We start from the raw sequence: 18,317 nt of genomic DNA, 5'->3' as shown, positions 1-18,317 counted from the left end.
GCACAGGTGGTGAGTCAGGACTTCAGTCGGGACAAGCGACTGCTTACACCCCGGCATTTCAAAGCGGTCTTCGACTCCCCAACCGGCAAGGTTCCAGGGAAAAACCTGCTTATCCTTGCTCGCGAGAACGGCCTCGATCATCCACGCCTTGGCCTGGTGATCGGCAAGAAGAGCGTCAAGCTCGCCGTTCAACGCAATCGCCTCAAGCGCTTGATGCGCGATTCGTTCCGTCTGAACCAGCAAATGCTCGCTGGACTGGACATCGTGATCGTCGCGCGCAAGGGATTGGGCGAGATTGAAAACCCAGAATTGCACCAACACTTTGGCAAGCTCTGGAAGCGACTGGTACGCAGTCGGCCCTCTCCAGCGGTTAATGCCGATTCCGCAGGGGTAGACAGTCACGATGCGTAAACTGGCACTCGTTCCGATCCAGTTTTACCGTTATGCCATTAGTCCACTGATGGCCAGCCACTGTCGTTTCTACCCCAGTTGCTCCTGTTACGCCTATGAAGCCATTGAAAACCATGGCCTCATGCGTGGTGGGTGGCTGGCCGTTCGTCGCCTGGGGCGTTGTCATCCGTGGAACGACGGTGGTTTCGATCCCGTTCCACCCGCTCCTTCCTCCCGAACTTCTTCGATAGCCGAGTAATCATGGATATTAAACGCACGATCCTGATCGTCGCCCTGGCAATCGTGTCCTACGTCATGGTCCTGAAATGGAACCAGGACTACGGCCAGGCTGCCTTGCCGACTCAGAATACTGCTGCCAGCAATGTTGCCCCGGCGTTGCCGGACACCGTGCCGGCCGGCAATAACGGCGCCAGTGCCGATGTGCCGAGCGCCAATGCTGAATCCAGCCCAGCCGAATTGGCGCCAGTTGCGGTCAGCAAGGACCTGGTACGGATCAAGACCGATGTCCTGGACCTGGCTATCGACCCGGTGGGTGGTGACATCGTCCAGCTGACCCTGCCCAAGTACCCGCGTCGTCAGGACCATCCGGACATTCCGTTCCAGCTGTTCGATAACGGCGGCGAGCGTGTTTACCTGGCACAGAGCGGCCTGACCGGCGCCAACGGCCCGGATGCCCGTGCCACCGGTCGCCCGCTGTATGCCTCCGAACGCAAGAGCTACCAGCTGGCCGATGGCCAGGATCAGCTGGTGGTCGACCTGAAGTTCAGCGAGAACGGTGTCAACTACATCAAGCGCTTCAGCTTCAAGCGCGGTGAGTACGACCTGACCGTCAGCTACCTGATCGACAACCAGAGCGCCCAGGCCTGGACCGGCAACCTGTTTGCCCAGCTCAAGCGTGACGCCAGTTCCGACCCTTCGTCGAGCACCGCCACCGGCACCGCCACCTACCTGGGTGCTGCCCTGTGGACAGCTTCGGAGCCGTACAAGAAAGTGTCGATGAAGGACATCGACAAGGGCAGTTTGAAAGAAAATGTGTCCGGCGGCTGGGTTGCCTGGCTGCAGCACTACTTCGTAACCGCCTGGATCCCGAGCAAGTCGGACAACAACGTCGTCCAGACCCGCAAAGACAGCCAGGGCAACTACATCATCGGCTACACCGGCCCGGCATTGAACGTACCTGCCGGCGCCAAGGCCGAAACCAGCGCCATGCTGTACGCCGGTCCGAAGATCCAGTCCAAGCTCAAGGAACTCTCCCCAGGCCTGGAACTGACCGTCGACTATGGCTTCCTGTGGTTCATCGCCCAGCCGATCTTCTGGCTGCTGCAACATATCCACAGCCTGCTGGGCAACTGGGGCTGGTCGATCATCGTCCTGACCATGCTGATCAAGGGCCTGTTCTTCCCGCTGTCCGCCGCCAGCTACCGTTCGATGGCGCGCATGCGTGCCGTGGCGCCGAAACTGGCCCAGCTCAAGGAACGCTTCGGCGATGATCGCCAGAAGATGTCCCAGGCGATGATGGAGCTGTACAAGAAAGAGAAGATCAACCCGCTGGGCGGCTGCCTGCCGATCCTGGTGCAGATGCCGGTATTCCTGGCCCTGTACTGGGTGCTACTGGAAAGCGTCGAGATGCGCCAGGCTCCGTGGATGCTGTGGATCACCGACCTGTCGATCAAGGATCCGTTCTTCATCCTGCCGATCATCATGGGCGCCACCATGTTCATCCAGCAGCGCCTGAACCCGACGCCGCCGGATCCGATGCAGGCGAAGGTCATGAAAATGATGCCGATCATCTTCACCTTCTTCTTCCTGTGGTTCCCGGCTGGCCTGGTGCTGTACTGGGTTGTGAACAACTGCCTGTCCATCGCGCAGCAGTGGTACATCACCCGTAGCATCGAGGCCGCGACCAAGAAAACCGCTGCTTGACGGACGGCTACGCTGGTCTGTGAATAAAACGCCCCCTCGTGGGGCGTTTTTGCTATCTGTGTATTTTTCCTAGAGGTTTTCGAGCATGAACACTGTGCGTGAAACCATCGCGGCCATCGCCACCGCCCAAGGGCGAGGTGGGGTTGGCATCGTCAGGTTGTCGGGCCCGTTGGCCAGCCAGGCTGGACAGGCCATTACTGGCCGCACGCTGGCGCCACGTCATGCCCATTACGGCCCGTTCCGCGACAGCGACGGGCTGGTACTGGACGAAGGCATCGCCTTGTTCTTCCCGGGGCCGAACTCCTTCACCGGCGAGGACGTCCTGGAGTTGCAAGGTCATGGTGGCCCGGTGGTCATGGACATGCTGCTGCAGCGCTGCCTGCAGTTGGGTTGCCGCCTGGCACGCCCGGGCGAATTCAGCGAGCGGGCATTTCTCAACGACAAGCTCGACCTGGCCCAGGCCGAGGCGATCGCAGACCTGATCGAGGCCAGTTCCACCCAGGCTGCGCGCAATGCATTGCGATCGTTGCAGGGCGCATTCTCCAAGCGCGTGCATGCGCTCACCGAAGCCCTGATCGCCTTGCGCATCTACGTAGAGGCGGCTATCGACTTTCCTGAGGAAGAAATCGACTTTCTTGCCGATGGCAATGTGTTGTCCATGCTGGATGCGGTTCGCGGCGAGTTGTCCACAGTCGAGCGCGAAGCCGGGCAGGGCGCCTTGTTGCGCGACGGCATGACCGTAGTCATCGCCGGGCGGCCGAATGCCGGCAAATCGAGCCTGCTCAACCAGCTGGCGGGGCGTGAGGCGGCAATCGTCACCGATATCGCCGGCACCACCCGGGATATCCTGCGCGAACATATCCACATCGATGGCATGCCGCTTCATGTGGTCGACACGGCAGGCCTGCGCGACACCGACGACCATGTGGAAAAGATTGGCGTGGAACGGGCGCTCAAGGCCATAGGCGAGGCCGATCGTGTGCTTCTGGTGGTGGACTCCACGGCGCCCGAGGCCAGCGATCCATTCGCCCTATGGCCGGAATTCCTCGACCAGCGGCCGGATGTCGCCAAGGTGACCCTGATCCGTAACAAGGCCGACCTCAGTGGCGAGCAGGTCGGCTTGGAGCAGTGCGACGATGGCCACGTGACCATCACCTTGAGCGCCCGCGATTCTGGCTTGGGGCTGGACTTGCTGCGCGATCACCTCAAAGCCTGCATGGGTTATGAGCAGACCGCCGAAAGCAGCTTCAGCGCCCGACGTCGGCATCTGGAAGCCCTGCGCCAGGCCGGCGCTCACCTCGAGCATGGCCGTGCCCAGCTGACCCTGGCGGGCGCCGGGGAATTGCTGGCCGAGGACCTGCGTCAGGCGCAGCAGGCGCTGGGTGAAATCACCGGGGCCTTCAGCTCGGACGACCTGCTGGGGCGGATATTCTCGAGTTTCTGCATCGGTAAATGATCCACAGCCCCGCAAGGCCCAAGGCCGCTCCTTCTGGAGCGGCTTTTTTTTGCCTGCGATTTGACCATGTGGGCGCCAGGTTCCCCGCGAATCAGCTCAAGGAGACCTTGCTCAATTTCATTCAGAGGCCGAATGCTGCCCGCAGGAGGTCTGTGGAAAACTCACCTTCAGCTCCGTTGATAACCGGCCTTTTTTGCTGAGGACAAACCGGGCTGTGGGTAAACAGCACTTTAATCCACAGGTTAAACGCCGTTATCCAGAACCCTCACCCCCTGTCCAACACAGGGTTATGAATCGATATAGGCCTTGCCAATACTGGGCTACATCAAGTTATCCACATGTGGATGGCTGCCTAAGAATAAACATAAAAACAAAGCTTTTTTAAATTTTTCCTCTTTGTTTTCTTTTGCCCGCCACTCATCCACAGCCTGATCAAAATTTGCGCAAAAGGTTTCTTTAAGCGGGGGGAAGTCCCTATACTTGTCCGCTTACCTTCTCTATTCGCAAAAACAGGCACGAGGTGCGTGGTGGATTTCCCTTCCCGTTTTGAAGTGATCGTCATCGGCGGCGGCCATGCCGGTACCGAGGCTGCGCTTGCGTCCGCACGCATGGGTGTGAAAACCCTGCTGCTGACCCATAACGTGGAAACCCTCGGTCACATGAGCTGCAACCCGGCCATCGGTGGCATCGGCAAGAGCCATCTGGTCAAGGAAATCGATGCGCTCGGCGGCGCGATGGCGCTGGCCACCGACAAGAGCGGCATTCAGTTCCGCATCCTGAACAACCGCAAGGGCCCGGCCGTGCGTGCCACCCGTGCACAGGCAGACCGCGCCATCTACAAGGCAGTGGTCCGCGAGATCCTGGAAAACCAGCCGAACCTGTGGATATTCCAGCAGTCCTGTGATGATCTGATCGTCGAGCAGGACCAGGTCAAGGGCGTAGTCACCCAGATGGGCCTGCGTTTCTTCGCCGACGCCGTGGTACTGACCACCGGCACCTTCCTCGGTGGGCTTATCCACATCGGCTTGCAGAACCATTCCGGTGGCCGTGCCGGCGACCCGCCCTCGATTGCCCTGGCCCACCGCATGCGTGAACTTCCGCTGCGCGTCGGTCGCTTGAAAACCGGTACCCCACCGCGTATCGACGGGCGTTCGGTGGATTTCTCGGTAATGACCGAACAGCCGGGCGACACGCCGATCCCAGTGATGTCGTTCATGGGCAATGCCCAGATGCACCCGCGCCAGGTGAGCTGCTGGATCACCCATACCAACGCGCGCACCCACGAAATCATTGCCTCGAACCTCGACCGCTCGCCCATGTACTCGGGCGTGATCGAAGGTGTCGGGCCGCGCTATTGCCCGTCGATCGAGGACAAGATTCACCGTTTCGCCGACAAGGAAAGCCACCAGGTGTTCATCGAGCCAGAAGGCCTGACCACCCACGAGCTGTACCCCAACGGCATTTCCACGTCGCTGCCGTTCGATGTGCAGCTGGAGCTGGTGCGTTCGATCCGCGGTATGGAAAACGCCCATATCGTGCGGCCGGGCTATGCCATCGAGTACGACTACTTCGACCCGCGTGACCTCAAGTACAGCCTGGAGACCAAGGTCATCGGCGGCTTGTTCTTCGCCGGGCAGATCAACGGCACCACCGGTTACGAAGAAGCCGGCGCCCAAGGCCTGCTGGCCGGCACCAACGCTGCGCTGCGCGCGCAAGGGCGCGAAAGCTGGTGCCCACGCCGTGACGAGGCATACATCGGCGTGCTGGTCGATGACTTGATCACCCTGGGTACCCAGGAGCCGTACCGCATGTTCACCTCGCGCGCCGAATACCGGCTGATCCTGCGCGAGGACAACGCCGACCTGCGCCTGACCGAAAAAGGCCGCGAACTCGGCCTGATCGACGATGCGCGCTGGGCAGCCTTCTGCGCCAAGCGCGAAGGCATCGAGCGTGAGGAACAGCGGTTGAAGTCGACCTGGGTGCGCCCGAACACCGAACAAGGCCAAGCCATTGTGGATAAGTTCGGCACGCCGCTGAGCCATGAATACAGCCTGCTCAACCTGCTGGCTCGCCCGGAAATCGACTACGCTGGGCTGGTCGAAGTGACCGGCGGGGAACCAATCGATCCACAGGTGGCCGAACAGGTCGAGATCAAGACCAAGTACGCCGGCTACATCGATCGCCAGCAGGAAGAGATCGCCCGTCTGCGTGCCAGCGAAGACACCCACCTGCCTGTGGATATCGACTACACCACGATCTCCGGCCTGTCCAAGGAGATCCAGAGCAAGCTCGGCCAGACCCGTCCGCAAACCTTGGGCCAGGCGTCGCGCATCCCTGGCGTGACCCCGGCGGCGATTTCCCTGTTGCTGATTCATCTGAAGAAACGCGGCGCCGGCCGCGAATTGGAGCAAAGCGCTTGAGTTCCCTGGTCACCCCGCAACACGCAGAAGAGTTGTCCACAGGTGCGCGCCAGCTCGGTGTCGAGCTGAGCCCGCAGCAGCACGAGCAGCTGCTGGGTTACCTGGCCCTGCTGATCAAGTGGAACAAGGCCTACAACCTCACCGCCGTACGCGACCCCGACGAGATGGTGTCGCGTCACCTGCTCGACAGCCTGAGCGTGATGTCGTTTATCCACAGCGACACGCAACGTTGGCTCGATGTCGGCAGCGGTGGCGGCATGCCTGGCATCCCGCTGGCGATCCTGCATCCACACAAGCAGGTGACACTGCTCGACAGCAATGGCAAGAAAACCCGCTTCCTCACTCAGGTGAAAATGGAGCTGAAGCTGGACAACCTGGAGGTTATCCACAGCCGGGTCGAAGCGTTCCAGCCCCCGCAGCCGTTCTGCGGGATCATTTCGCGGGCCTTCAGCAGCATGGAGAATTTCACCAACTGGACGCGCCACCTGGGCGACGCGCGGACGCAATGGCTTGCAATGAAGGGGCTGCATCCTGCCGATGAACTGGTAGCATTGCCCGCAGACTTCACAGTGGAAAGCGAGCAGGCCCTGACCGTTCCGGGTTGCCAGGGCCAGCGCCATCTGCTGATACTGCGCCGCAAGGCATGACTGGGAACACACGCAACAATGGCTAAGGTATTCGCAATCGCGAACCAGAAGGGTGGTGTGGGCAAGACCACCACCTGTATCAATCTCGCCGCATCGCTGGCCGCGACCAAGCGCCGCGTGCTGCTGATCGACCTCGATCCGCAGGGCAACGCCACCATGGGCAGCGGTGTGGACAAGCACGAGCTCGAGCATTCGGTCTATGACCTGCTGATCGGGGAGTGCGACCTGGCCCAGGCGATGCATTTCTCCGAGCATGGCGGTTTCCAGCTGTTGCCGGCCAACCGCGACCTGACTGCCGCGGAAGTGGTACTGCTCGAGATGCAGATGAAGGAGAGCCGCCTGCGCAATGCGTTGGCGCCGATCCGCGACAACTACGATTTCATCCTCATCGACTGCCCGCCTTCGCTGTCGATGCTGACCCTCAATGCCCTGGTCGCCTCCGATGGCGTGATCATCCCGATGCAGTGCGAGTACTACGCACTGGAAGGTCTCAGCGACCTTGTGGATAACATCAAGCGCATCGCTGCCCGCCTGAACCCGGAGCTGAAGATCGAGGGCCTGTTGCGGACCATGTACGACCCGCGCCTGAGCCTGAACAACGACGTTTCGGCCCAGCTCAAGGAACATTTCGGCAGCCAGCTGTACGACACGGTCATCCCGCGCAACATCCGCCTGGCCGAGGCGCCGAGTTTCGGCATGCCGGCCCTGGCCTACGACAAACAATCGCGTGGCGCGCTGGCCTACCTGGCCCTGGCCGGGGAACTGGTTCGCCGCCAACGCCGTCAATCACGCACTGCACAAACAACTTAAGGAATCCGCATGGCCGTTAAGAAACGGGGTCTCGGACGTGGGTTGGATGCACTGCTCAGTGGTCCCTCCGTCAGCACGCTCGAAGAGCAGGCGGTGAAGGTCGACCAGAAGGAACTGCAACACCTGCCGGTCGAGCTGATCCAGCGTGGCAAGTACCAGCCACGCCGTGACATGGACCCCGAAGCGCTGGAAGAACTGGCGCACTCGATTCGCAACCAGGGCGTGATGCAACCGATCGTGGTCCGCCCGATCGGTGATAACCGCTACGAGATCATCGCCGGTGAACGCCGCTGGCGTGCCACCCAGCAGGCTGGCCTGGACACCATCCCGGCCATGGTCCGCGAGGTGCCCGACGAAGCGGCCATCGCCATGGCGCTGATCGAAAACATCCAGCGCGAGGACCTCAACCCCCTGGAAGAGGCCCTGGCGTTGCAGCGCCTGCAGCAGGAGTTCGAGCTGACCCAGCAACAGGTCGCCGATGCCGTGGGCAAGTCGCGGGTCACCGTGGCCAACCTGCTGCGGCTGATCTCGCTGCCCGAGGCGATCAAGACCATGCTCGCCCATGGCGACCTGGAAATGGGCCATGCCCGTGCGCTGCTTGGGCTGGAGGAAGATCGCCAGGAAGAGGGGGCGCGGCATGTTGTCGCACGTGGCCTGACCGTACGCCAAACCGAAGCGCTGGTACGCCAGTGGCTCAACGGCAAATCTGATCCGGTCGAACAGGCCAAACCTGATCCGGATATCGCACGCCTCGAACAGCGTCTGGCAGAGCGCCTGGGCTCGGCCGTGCAGATACGCCATGGCAACAAGGGCAAGGGCCAACTTGTAATTCGCTACAACTCCCTCGATGAGTTGCAAGGCGTGCTTGCTCACATCCGCTGAAACAATTCCCGTTGTAGCGCGCAGTCGGAAATCACTACGAAGAGTTGAATAGGGGTTAAACCACCCCTATACTCTGCGCGCATTTTGTCGGCACAAATTATGCCAAGTCATTGCTGACTTGACGGTCGACTTTCGAGGAGCAGTTGTGATGGAAATCCGCACGCCAAACCGCTTGCCTTTCCATCGCTGGGCGGTTTTTCCGGTGCTGCTGGCTCAATGTATCGTGTTTCTGCTGGCAACTCTGGTGTTGTGGCAGTGGCAAGGCGCGGTCAGCGGTTATTCAGGCCTCTGCGGAGGGTTGATCGCCTGGCTGCCCAATGTGTATTTCGCCTGGAAGGCATTTCGCTATAGCGGGGCCAGGGCAGCGCAGGCCATCGTCAAGTCGTTCTACGCGGGCGAGGCAGGCAAATTGATTTTGACGGCAGTGCTTTTTGCACTGACCTTCGCAGGAGTGAAGCCATTGGCGCCGTTAGCAGTATTCGGCGTCTTCCTGCTGACCCTACTGGTCAGCTGGTTCGCGCCCCTGCTGATGAATAAAAGACTTTCGAGACCTTAGGGCGTTTGAGGCAACCATGGCAGCAGAAACCGCTTCGGGCTATATCCAGCACCACTTGCAGAACCTGACCTACGGTCAACTACCAGACGGCAGCTGGGGCTTCGCCCATTCGGCTGCAGAAGCCAAGGCAATGGGCTTCTGGGCGTTCCACCTGGACACCCTGGGTTGGTCCGTCGCGCTGGGTCTGATCTTCCTGTTCATCTTCCGCATGGCGGCCAAGAAGGCGACTTCCGGCCAGCCTGGCGGCCTGCAGAACTTCGTCGAAGTGCTGGTGGACTTCGTCAACGGCAGCGTGAAGGACTCCTTCCACGGCCGCAGCCCGGTGATCGCCCCGCTGGCGCTGACCATCTTCGTCTGGGTATTCCTGATGAACGCCATCGACCTGGTACCGGTCGACTGGATTCCTCAGCTGGCCATCCTGATCTCCGGCGACCCGCACATTCCGTTCCGTGCCGTATCGACCACCGACCCGAACGCGACCCTGGCCATGGCCTTCTGCGTGTTCGCACTGATCATCTTCTACAGCATCAAGGTCAAGGGCCTGGGCGGCTTCATCGGTGAGCTGACCCTGCACCCGTTCGGCAGCAAGAACATCTTCGTGCAGATCCTGCTGATCCCGGTGAACTTCCTGCTGGAATTCGTCACCCTGATCGCCAAGCCGATCTCCCTGGCACTGCGTCTGTTCGGCAACATGTACGCCGGCGAGCTGGTGTTCATCCTGATCGCCGTGATGTTCGGCGCCGGCATCCTGTGGCTCAGCGGCCTGGGTGTGGTGCTGCAGTGGGCGTGGGCTGTGTTCCACATCCTGATCATCACCCTGCAAGCCTTCATCTTCATGATGCTTACCATCGTCTACCTGTCGATGGCTCACGAAGATAACCATTAAGACCGCCTCGCGTGTCTGATAGCCTTCCCCGCCTGTTTGGGGGGAAGGCCAAAAACGTCCGCAAGGGCAGCTGTACCAAACGATTTGTTTTACCGCTTCAAACTAAAAACCTAACCAATACGACGTAAAAGTCGGGAGGAAAGATGGAAACTGTAGTTGGTCTGACCGCTATCGCTGTTGCTCTGCTGATCGGCCTGGGTGCTCTGGGTACCGCCATTGGTTTCGGCCTGCTGGGCGGCAAGTTCCTGGAAGGCGCTGCTCGTCAGCCTGAGATGGTTCCGATGCTGCAGGTCAAGATGTTCATCGTCGCCGGTCTGCTCGACGCCGTAACCATGATCGGTGTTGGTATCGCTCTGTTCTTCACCTTCGCGAACCCCTTCGTTGGTCAGATCGCCGGCTAATCACTCGTTCCCACGAGTTGATTGGTGTGATGGACAAAGACCGAGCGAGGTGTTGGCGTGAACATTAATGCAACCCTGATTGGCCAATCCGTTGCTTTCCTGATTTTTGTGCTCTTCTGCATGAAGTACGTATGGCCTCCGGTCATCACTGCCCTGCAAGAGCGCCAAAAGAAGATTGCCGACGGCTTGGACGCTGCCAACCGCGCAGCTCGCGACCTGGAGCTGGCCCAAGAGAAAGCGGGTCAGCAACTGCGTGAAGCAAAGGCACAGGCAGCCGAAATCATTGAGCAAAGCAAGAAACGCGCTGCTCAGCTTGTCGAGGAAGCCCGTGAACAGGCTCGCGTCGAAGCTGACCGTGTGAAGGCTCAGGCTCAAGCCGAGATCGAACAGGAACTCAACAGCGTCAAAGACGCCCTGCGTGCCCAAGTGGGTGCCCTGGCCGTTGGCGGTGCTGAAAAGATCCTTGGCGCCACAATCGATCAAAACGCGCATGCGGAGCTGGTTAACAAACTGGCCGCTGAAATTTAAGCGAGGGCGATCATGGCAGAACTGACCACGTTGGCCCGACCTTACGCTAAGGCTGCCTTTGAGCATGCCCAGGCCCATCAGCAACTGGCCAATTGGTCAGCCATGCTCGGCCTGGCTGCTGCGGTGTCGGAAGACGACACCATGCAGCGCCTGCTCAAGGCCCCGCGACTGACAAGCGCAGAAAAGGCCGCCGCATTCATTGAAGTCTGCGGTGACAAGTTCGATGCACAGGCACAGAATTTCATTCATGTTGCCGCGGAAAACGACCGTCTCCTGCTTCTGCCGGAGATTGCGGCTCTGTTCGACCTGTACAAGGCCGAGCAAGAGAAGTCCGTGGACGTGGAAGTCACCAGTGCTTTTGCGTTGAACCAAGAACAGCAAGACAAACTCGCCAAGGTTCTCAGTGCACGGCTCAGCCGGGAAGTGCGCCTGCACGCGTCGGAGGATGCCAGCCTGATCGGCGGCGTCGTCATCCGCGCCGGCGACCTGGTAATCGATGGCTCGGTTCGCGGCAAGATCGCGAAACTGGCCGAAGCATTGAAATCTTGAGTTTGAAGGGGCAGCAGAGCAATGCAGCAACTCAATCCTTCCGAAATTAGTGAAATCATCAAGGGTCGCATCGAGAAGCTCGATGTCGGCTCCCAAGCCCGTAACGAAGGTACCGTCGTAAGCGTTTCCGACGGTATCGTGCGGATCCACGGTCTGGCCGACGTCATGTACGGCGAAATGATCGAGTTCCCGGGCGGCGTATACGGTATGGCACTGAACCTGGAGCAAGACTCCGTAGGTGCGGTGGTACTGGGTGCGTACACCTCCCTCGCCGAGGGCATGAGCGCCAAGTGCACCGGTCGCATCCTCGAAGTGCCGGTCGGCAAGGGCCTGCTGGGCCGCGTCGTTGACGCGCTGGGCAACCCGATCGATGGTAAAGGTCCTCTGACCACCACCGAAACCGACGCGGTCGAAAAGGTCGCTCCGGGCGTTATCTGGCGTAAGTCGGTAGACCAGCCTGTACAGACCGGCTACAAGTCGGTCGACGCCATGATCCCGGTTGGTCGTGGCCAGCGCGAGCTGATCATCGGTGACCGTCAGATCGGTAAGACCGCCATGGCGGTCGACGCGATCATCAACCAGAAAGACAGCGGCATCTTCTGCGTCTACGTGGCCGTCGGCCAGAAGCAGTCGACCATCGCCAACGTCGTTCGCAAGCTGGAAGAAGCCGGCGCCCTGGCCAACACCATCGTTGTTGCCGCCAGCGCCTCGGAATCCGCTGCACTGCAGTTCCTGGCTCCGTACGCCGGCTGCACCATGGGCGAATACTTCCGTGACCGCGGTGAAGACGCACTGATCGTTTACGATGACCTGTCCAAGCAGGCCGTTGCCTACCGTCAGATCTCCCTGCTGCTGCGCCGTCCGCCAGGACGTGAAGCGTATCCAGGCGACGTGTTCTATCTCCACTCCCGTCTCCTGGAGCGTGCATCGCGCGTTTCCGAAGAGTACGTCGAGAAGTTCACCAACGGTGCCGTAACTGGCAAGACCGGTTCCCTGACCGCTCTGCCGATCATCGAAACCCAGGCTGGCGACGTTTCCGCGTTCGTTCCGACCAACGTGATCTCGATCACCGACGGTCAGATCTTCCTGGAATCGGCCATGTTCAACTCGGGCATCCGCCCTGCAGTGAACGCCGGTGTTTCGGTATCCCGCGTAGGTGGTGCCGCTCAGACCAAGATCATCAAGAAGCTGTCCGGTGGTATCCGTACCGCTCTGGCTCAGTACCGTGAACTGGCGGCATTCGCCCAGTTCGCTTCTGACCTGGACGAGGCTACCCGCAAGCAGCTGGAGCATGGTCAGCGCGTTACCGAGCTGATGAAGCAGAAGCAGTACGCTCCGATGTCCATCGCGGACATGGCGCTGTCGCTGTACGCCGCTGAGCGTGGCTTCCTGACCGACGTAGAAGTCTCCAAGGTCGGTAGCTTCGAGCAAGCACTGATCGCCTACTTCCACCGTGATCACGCCGAACTGATGGCGAAGATCAACGTGAAGGGTGACTTCAACGACGAAATCGACGCTGGCATCAAAGCCGGTATCGAGAAGTTCAAGGCCACCCAGACCTGGTAAGCCGCAGCGGGGGCCGTGGCCCCCGCTTGCTAACCTGATAGGTGATACATGGCAGGCGCAAAAGAGATTCGCAGTAAGATTGCGAGCATCAAAAGCACGCAAAAAATTACCAGCGCCATGGAGAAAGTGGCGGTCAGCAAGATGCGCAAGGCTCAACTGCGCATGGCTGCTAGCCGTCCTTACGCGGAGCGTATCCGCCAGGTGATCGGTCATCTGGCCAACGCCAACCCGGAATACCGCCACCCGTTCATGATCGAGCGCCCTGTAAAGCGTGCCGGTTATATCGTGGTGAGCAGTGACCGTGGTCTGTGCGGTGGCTTGAACACCAACCTGTTCAAGGCCCTGGTCAAGGACATGAACGAAAACCGCGAACAGGGCGTGGAAATCGACCTGTGCGTGATCGGCAGCAAGGGTGCGACTTTCTTCCGCATCTTTGGCGGCAACGTCGTAGCCGCGATCAGCCACCTGGGCGAAGAGCCATCGATCAATGATCTGATCGGCTCCGTCAAGGTGATGCTGGACGCCTACCTGGACGGCCGTATCGATCGCCTCTCGGTGGTTTCGAACAAGTTCATCAACACCATGACCCAAAAGCCGACGGTCGAGCAATTGGTACCGTTGGTGGCAACCCCGGATCAGGATCTCAAGCATCACTGGGACTACCTGTACGAACCCGACGCAAAAGAGCTGCTGGACGGCTTGATGGTGCGTTACGTGGAGTCGCAGGTGTACCAAGCGGTGGTCGAGAACAATGCTGCTGAACAAGCGGCCCGGATGATCGCCATGAAGAACGCCACAGACAACGCCGGTGACCTGATCAGCGAACTCCAGCTGATCTACAACAAGGCGCGTCAGGCTGCGATCACCCAGGAGATCTCGGAAATCGTCGGCGGCGCTGCCGCGGTTTAACGGTTCAAATATTCAGAGGATCCAGCTATGAGTAGCGGACGTATCGTTCAAATCATCGGCGCCGTCATCGACGTGGAATTCCCACGTGACGTCGTGCCGAGTGTTTACAACGCGCTGAAAGTACAAGGCGCGGAAACCACCCTGGAAGTTCAGCAGCAGCTGGGCGACGGCGTGGTTCGTACCATTGCGATGGGCTCCACCGAAGGCCTGAAGCGCGGTCTGGATGTCGTCGACACCGGCGCTGCCATTTCTGTTCCGGTTGGTAAGGCCACTCTGGGCCGTATCATGGACGTTCTGGGCAACCCGATCGACGAAGCTGGCCCGATCGGCGAAGAAGAGCGTCGTGGCATCCACCAGAAAGCCCCTTCGTTCGCTGACCAGGCAGGCGGCAACGACCTGCTGGAAACCGGCATCAAGGTAATCGACCTGGTCTGCCCGTTCGCCAAGGGTGGTAAGGTTGGTCTGTTCGGTGGCGCCGGCGTCGGCAAGACCGTGAACATGATGGAACTGATCCGTAACATCGCCATCGAGCACAGCGGTTACTCCGTGTTCGCCGGTGTGGGTGAGCGTACTCGTGAGGGTAACGACTTCTACCACGAGATGAAGGACTCCAACGTTCTCGACAAGGTAGCGCTGGTCTACGGTCAGATGAACGAGCCACCAGGAAACCGTCTGCGCGTAGCGCTGACCGGCCTGACCATGGCCGAGAAGTTCCGTGACGAAGGTAACGACGTTCTGCTGTTCGTCGACAACATCTATCGTTACACCCTGGCCGGTACCGAAGTATCCGCACTGCTGGGCCGTATGCCTTCGGCAGTAGGTTACCAGCCGACCCTGGCCGAAGAGATGGGCGTTCTGCAAGAGCGTATTACTTCGACCAAAGAAGGTTCGATCACCTCGATCCAGGCCGTTTACGTTCCTGCGGACGACTTGACCGACCCATCGCCTGCCACCACCTTCGCCCACCTGGACGCCACCGTCGTTCTGTCCCGTGACATCGCCTCCCTGGGTATCTACCCAGCGGTCGACCCACTGGACTCGACTTCGCGCCAGCTGGACCCGAACGTGATCGGCAACGAGCACTACGAAACTGCCCGTCAGGTCCAGTATGTTCTGCAGCGCTACAAAGAGCTGAAGGACATCATCGCGATCCTGGGTATGGACGAACTGTCCGAAGCCGACAAGCAACTGGTAGCCCGTGCTCGTAAGATCCAGCGCTTCCTGTCGCAGCCGTTCTTCGTGGCCGAAGTCTTCACCGGTTCGCCAGGCAAGTACGTTTCCCTGAAAGACACCATCGCTGGCTTCAGCGGCATCCTCAAAGGTGACTACGACCACCTGCCAGAACAAGCGTTCTACATGGTCGGCAGCATCGACGAAGCGATCGAGAAAGCCAAGAAACTGTAATCCCGGCGCCCCGCAAGGGGCGCTAATCAGGTTGAGGCAAGCAGATGGCTATGACAGTCCATTGCGATATCGTCAGCGCGGAAGGAGAAATCTTCTCCGGTCTGGTCGAGATGGTGGTTGCGCACGGCAACCTGGGCGATCTGGGTATCGCTCCAGGCCACGCGCCGCTGATCACCAATCTGAAGCCAGGTCCGATCACGCTGACCAAGCAGGGTGGCGATCGCGAGGTGTTCTACATCTCCGGTGGTTTCCTGGAAGTGCAGCCGAACATGGTCAAGGTACTCGCCGACACCGTGCAGCGTGCAGCCGACCTGGACGAAGCCTCCGCTCAGGAAGCCGTCAAGGCTGCTGAGAAGGCCCTGCATGAGAAAGGCGCGGATTTCGACTACAGTGCCGCATCCGCACGTCTGGCCGAGGCCGCAGCCCAGCTGCGTACCGTCCAGCAGATCCGCAAGAAGTTCGGCGGCTGATACCGCAGGCTTCATGCAGATTGAGAAAAAGGGTAGCCATCGGCTACCCTTTTTCTTTTTTAATCTCCATTACACGGTCATGCCACTGACCGCCCAGGATTGGTAGCCAGTCAATGTCTCTCGATATCGTTATTCTCGCCGCCGGCCAAGGCACCCGCATGCGCTCGGCGTTGCCCAAGGTACTGCACCCGGTCGCCGGCAACTCCATGCTGGGCCATGTTATCCACAGCGCTCGCCAGCTGCAGCCCAAGGGTATTCACGTGGTCATCGGCCATGGGGCGGAACAGGTACGCGAGCGCCTGGCTGCAGACGACCTGAACTTCGTCATGCAGGACAAACAATTGGGTACCGGCCATGCCGTGGCCCAGGCGCTGCCAGCGATTACCGCAGACACCGTGCTGGTGCTCTACGGTGATGTACCGCTGATCGAGGTAGAAACCCTGCAGCGCTTGCTGGCCAAGGTCAGCGACAGCCAATTGGGCTTGTTGACCGTCAACCTCGAGGACCCGACGGGTTACGGCCGTATCGTTCGCGATGAACAAGGCCAGGTCGCGGCGATCGTCGAGCACAAGGATGCCAGCGAGGCGCAAAGGGCGATCAAGGAAGGCAACACTGGCATCCTCGCCATGCCGGCGGCGCGCCTGGCCGACTGGATGGGGCGCCTGTCCAACAACAACGCCCAGGGCGAGTACTACCTCACCGACGTGATCGCCATGGCCGTGGCCGATGGCCTGGTGGTCGCCACCGAGCAACCCCACGACCCGATGGAAGTGCAGGGCGCCAACGACCGTCGCCAGCTGTCCGAGCTGGAACGGCACTATCAACTGCGCGAAGGCCGCCGCCTGATGGCCCAGGGCGTGACCCTGCGTGACCCGTCGCGCTTCGATGTGCGGGGTGAAGTGACCGTTGGGCGCGATGTGCTGATCGATATCAACGTGATCCTCGAAGGCAAGGTGGTGATCGAGGACGACGTCCAGATCGGCCCGAACTGCGTCATCAAGAACAGCACCCTGCGCAAGGGTGCGATCATCAAGGCCAACAGCCACCTTGAAGGCGCTGTGATGGGCGAGGGTAGCGATGCCGGCCCATTCGCCCGTTTGCGCCCCGGCAGTGTATTGGAAGCCAAGGCCCATGTGGGTAACTTCGTCGAGCTGAAAAACGCCCACCTGGGCGAAGGCGCCAAGGCCGGCCACCTCACCTACCTGGGCGACGCCGAGATCGGTGCGCGCACCAACATCGGCGCGGGCACCATTACCTGCAACTACGATGGCGCCAACAAGTTCAAGACCGTGATGGGCGAGGACGTGTTCATCGGTTCGAACAATTCGCTGGTCGCGCCTGTGGAAATCCAGGCCGGCGCTACCACAGCTGCCGGTTCGACCATCACACAGGCCGTTGAAGCCGGTCAGTTGGCGGTCGGCCGGGCACGGCAGCGCAACATCGACGGCTGGAAGCGACCGGAGAAAATCAAAAAGGACTGATTTATCCACAATCGGTTATGCACAGGCCGGCTTATGTGAATAAGCCGGCTTTTTTTGTCCCGCATACAGCTTGTGGGAGCGGGTTTACCGCCAAGACCACGAGGGACAGCACAGTACGAAGGGCTGGGTCATTTCCCATCAGGTACGGCCTGCCCATAAAGATTTATCCACCGCTTGACGAAATGTCGGTCTTAGGTTTTGATTGCAACCATTATCTTTCGAATCGAAACTTAAGCCCGAAATGTCGAAACGAAACACCCCCCAGCGGCGACACAACATCCTGGCTTTGCTCAACGAGCAGGGCGAGGTGAGCGTGGACGCCTTGGCCAAGCGTTTCGAAACCTCAGAGGTGACCATCCGCAAGGACCTGGCCGCGCTCGAAGCCAACGGCCTGCTGCTACGCCGCTATGGCGGCGCCATCCCCGTCCCCCAGGAGATGTTGGTGGAAACGGTGCAGCCGGTGTCGAGCCACAAGCAAGCGATCGCCAAGGCAGCGGTAGGGCGCATCCGCGAACACGCGCGCATCATCATCGACAGCGGCAGCACCACGGCTGCCATGATTCCCCAACTGGGCCGCCAGCCCGGCCTGGTGGTGATGACCAACTCCCTGAATGTGGCCCGCGCCATCAGCGAACTCGAGCACGAACCGGTGCTGCTGATGACCGGCGGCACCTGGGACCCCCATTCCGAATCCTTCCAGGGCCAGGTCGCCGAGCAGGTACTACGCTCTTACGACTTCGACCAACTGTTCATCGGTGCCGACGGCATCGACCTGGCCCGTGGTACCACCACCTTCAACGAGTTGCTCGGCCTGAGCCGGGTGATGGCAGAGGTGGCCCGGGAAGTGATCGTCATGGTCGAGTCGGACAAGGTAGGGCGCAAGATTCCCAACCTCGAGCTGCCCTGGGGCAGCATCAACACCCTTATTACAGACGATCGCCTGCCGATGGAGGCACGCGAACAGATTCAAGCCCGCGGCATCAACCTGATCTGCGCCGCGATCAGCCAGGAGCAATAA

At 60.2% G+C, this 18,317-nt stretch carries 19 protein-coding genes; all 19 read left to right on the top strand.

Translation table 11 applies throughout. The annotated features are described in order from the left end of the window. Positions 1–6: 6 nt before the first annotated feature. The 19 genes from rnpA to ACXHGZ_RS21930 all read left to right on the top strand — a co-directional run bounded on the left by rnpA (position 7) and on the right by ACXHGZ_RS21930 (position 18,317). On the top strand, positions 7–411 hold the full coding sequence (rnpA, locus tag ACXHGZ_RS22020) for a ribonuclease P protein component (RefSeq protein WP_084855253.1): 405 nt from the start codon (positions 7–9) through the stop codon (positions 409–411). Then, entirely contained in the window at positions 404–649 is a 246-nt protein-coding gene (yidD, locus tag ACXHGZ_RS22015; RefSeq protein WP_084855254.1) for a membrane protein insertion efficiency factor YidD, read from the top strand. Before rnpA ends, yidD begins: the two co-directional genes overlap by 8 nt. 2 nt (positions 650–651) lie before the next feature. Then, positions 652–2,334 (top strand): membrane protein insertase YidC, encoded by a 1,683-nt coding sequence (yidC, locus tag ACXHGZ_RS22010; protein WP_480461557.1) that lies wholly within the window; start codon positions 652–654, stop codon positions 2,332–2,334. A gap of 85 nt (positions 2,335–2,419) precedes the next feature. Next, entirely contained in the window at positions 2,420–3,790 is a 1,371-nt protein-coding gene (gene mnmE / locus ACXHGZ_RS22005; protein WP_480461555.1) for a tRNA uridine-5-carboxymethylaminomethyl(34) synthesis GTPase MnmE, read from the top strand. Positions 3,791–4,317: 527 nt separating this feature from the next. Beyond that, the gene (mnmG, locus tag ACXHGZ_RS22000; protein WP_480461554.1) at positions 4,318–6,210 is read left to right on the top strand and encodes a tRNA uridine-5-carboxymethylaminomethyl(34) synthesis enzyme MnmG; all 1,893 of its coding nucleotides are present in this window, start codon (positions 4,318–4,320) and stop codon (positions 6,208–6,210) included. Then, positions 6,207–6,857: a 16S rRNA (guanine(527)-N(7))-methyltransferase RsmG gene (rsmG, locus tag ACXHGZ_RS21995; protein ID WP_084855258.1), complete on the top strand. Its 651-nt coding sequence runs from the start codon at positions 6,207–6,209 to the stop codon at positions 6,855–6,857. Before mnmG ends, rsmG begins: the two co-directional genes overlap by 4 nt. Before the next feature lie 18 nt (positions 6,858–6,875). Further along, positions 6,876–7,667 (top strand): ParA family protein, encoded by a 792-nt coding sequence (locus ACXHGZ_RS21990; protein WP_084855259.1) that lies wholly within the window; start codon positions 6,876–6,878, stop codon positions 7,665–7,667. A 9-nt stretch (positions 7,668–7,676) separates the two neighbouring features. After that, entirely contained in the window at positions 7,677–8,549 is an 873-nt protein-coding gene (locus ACXHGZ_RS21985; protein WP_480461553.1) for a ParB/RepB/Spo0J family partition protein, read from the top strand. 148 nt (positions 8,550–8,697) lie between these two features. After that, positions 8,698–9,105, top strand: a complete 408-nt coding sequence (locus ACXHGZ_RS21980) for a F0F1 ATP synthase subunit I (protein ID WP_084855261.1) — start codon at positions 8,698–8,700, stop codon at positions 9,103–9,105. Positions 9,106–9,121: 16 nt separating this feature from the next. After that, complete coding sequence (gene atpB, locus ACXHGZ_RS21975; RefSeq protein WP_023383137.1) at positions 9,122–9,991, top strand: F0F1 ATP synthase subunit A; 870 nt, start codon at positions 9,122–9,124, stop codon at positions 9,989–9,991. 143 nt (positions 9,992–10,134) lie between these two features. Next, on the top strand, positions 10,135–10,392 hold the full coding sequence (gene atpE, locus ACXHGZ_RS21970) for a F0F1 ATP synthase subunit C (protein WP_003097235.1): 258 nt from the start codon (positions 10,135–10,137) through the stop codon (positions 10,390–10,392). 57 nt (positions 10,393–10,449) lie between these two features. Continuing rightward, a complete protein-coding gene (locus ACXHGZ_RS21965) occupies positions 10,450–10,920 on the top strand; it encodes a F0F1 ATP synthase subunit B (protein WP_023383136.1) in 471 nt (156 codons plus the stop codon). Between the two features lie 12 nt (positions 10,921–10,932). After that, positions 10,933–11,469, top strand: coding sequence for a F0F1 ATP synthase subunit delta (locus ACXHGZ_RS21960; protein WP_043214190.1), 537 nt, complete (start codon positions 10,933–10,935; stop codon positions 11,467–11,469). 21 nt (positions 11,470–11,490) lie between these two features. After that, positions 11,491–13,035 (top strand): F0F1 ATP synthase subunit alpha, encoded by a 1,545-nt coding sequence (gene atpA / locus ACXHGZ_RS21955; RefSeq protein ID WP_084855262.1) that lies wholly within the window; start codon positions 11,491–11,493, stop codon positions 13,033–13,035. Between the two features lie 48 nt (positions 13,036–13,083). Continuing rightward, on the top strand, positions 13,084–13,944 hold the full coding sequence (gene atpG, locus ACXHGZ_RS21950; RefSeq protein WP_023383133.1) for a F0F1 ATP synthase subunit gamma: 861 nt from the start codon (positions 13,084–13,086) through the stop codon (positions 13,942–13,944). Between the two features lie 27 nt (positions 13,945–13,971). Next, a complete protein-coding gene (gene atpD, locus ACXHGZ_RS21945) occupies positions 13,972–15,348 on the top strand; it encodes a F0F1 ATP synthase subunit beta (RefSeq protein WP_023383132.1) in 1,377 nt (458 codons plus the stop codon). Positions 15,349–15,392: 44 nt separating this feature from the next. Next, entirely contained in the window at positions 15,393–15,818 is a 426-nt protein-coding gene (locus ACXHGZ_RS21940; RefSeq protein WP_084855264.1) for a F0F1 ATP synthase subunit epsilon, read from the top strand. Between the two features lie 113 nt (positions 15,819–15,931). After that, a complete protein-coding gene (gene glmU / locus ACXHGZ_RS21935; RefSeq protein ID WP_480461550.1) occupies positions 15,932–17,299 on the top strand; it encodes a bifunctional UDP-N-acetylglucosamine diphosphorylase/glucosamine-1-phosphate N-acetyltransferase GlmU in 1,368 nt (455 codons plus the stop codon). A gap of 241 nt (positions 17,300–17,540) precedes the next feature. Then, positions 17,541–18,317 (top strand): DeoR/GlpR family DNA-binding transcription regulator, encoded by a 777-nt coding sequence (locus tag ACXHGZ_RS21930; protein WP_084855266.1) that lies wholly within the window; start codon positions 17,541–17,543, stop codon positions 18,315–18,317.

Source organism: Pseudomonas shiyinii (assembly GCF_056725765.1).
This window is presented reverse-complemented; position numbering and strand designations above follow the sequence as displayed.

Coding starts and splice junctions, on each gene's coding strand:
- yidC (WP_480461557.1), top strand. CDS start 652: ATGGATATTAAACGCACGATCCTGATCGTCGCCCTGGCAATCGTGTCC.
- ACXHGZ_RS21940 (WP_084855264.1), top strand. CDS start 15,393: ATGGCTATGACAGTCCATTGCGATATCGTCAGCGCGGAAGGAGAAATC.
- mnmE (WP_480461555.1), top strand. CDS start 2,420: ATGAACACTGTGCGTGAAACCATCGCGGCCATCGCCACCGCCCAAGGG.
- atpG (WP_023383133.1), top strand. CDS start 13,084: ATGGCAGGCGCAAAAGAGATTCGCAGTAAGATTGCGAGCATCAAAAGC.
- ACXHGZ_RS21985 (WP_480461553.1), top strand. CDS start 7,677: ATGGCCGTTAAGAAACGGGGTCTCGGACGTGGGTTGGATGCACTGCTC.
- glmU (WP_480461550.1), top strand. CDS start 15,932: ATGTCTCTCGATATCGTTATTCTCGCCGCCGGCCAAGGCACCCGCATG.
- atpB (WP_023383137.1), top strand. CDS start 9,122: ATGGCAGCAGAAACCGCTTCGGGCTATATCCAGCACCACTTGCAGAAC.
- yidD (WP_084855254.1), top strand. CDS start 404: ATGCGTAAACTGGCACTCGTTCCGATCCAGTTTTACCGTTATGCCATT.
- ACXHGZ_RS21960 (WP_043214190.1), top strand. CDS start 10,933: ATGGCAGAACTGACCACGTTGGCCCGACCTTACGCTAAGGCTGCCTTT.
- atpA (WP_084855262.1), top strand. CDS start 11,491: ATGCAGCAACTCAATCCTTCCGAAATTAGTGAAATCATCAAGGGTCGC.
- ACXHGZ_RS21990 (WP_084855259.1), top strand. CDS start 6,876: ATGGCTAAGGTATTCGCAATCGCGAACCAGAAGGGTGGTGTGGGCAAG.
- ACXHGZ_RS21980 (WP_084855261.1), top strand. CDS start 8,698: ATGGAAATCCGCACGCCAAACCGCTTGCCTTTCCATCGCTGGGCGGTT.
- atpE (WP_003097235.1), top strand. CDS start 10,135: ATGGAAACTGTAGTTGGTCTGACCGCTATCGCTGTTGCTCTGCTGATC.
- ACXHGZ_RS21930 (WP_084855266.1), top strand. CDS start 17,541: ATGTCGAAACGAAACACCCCCCAGCGGCGACACAACATCCTGGCTTTG.
- atpD (WP_023383132.1), top strand. CDS start 13,972: ATGAGTAGCGGACGTATCGTTCAAATCATCGGCGCCGTCATCGACGTG.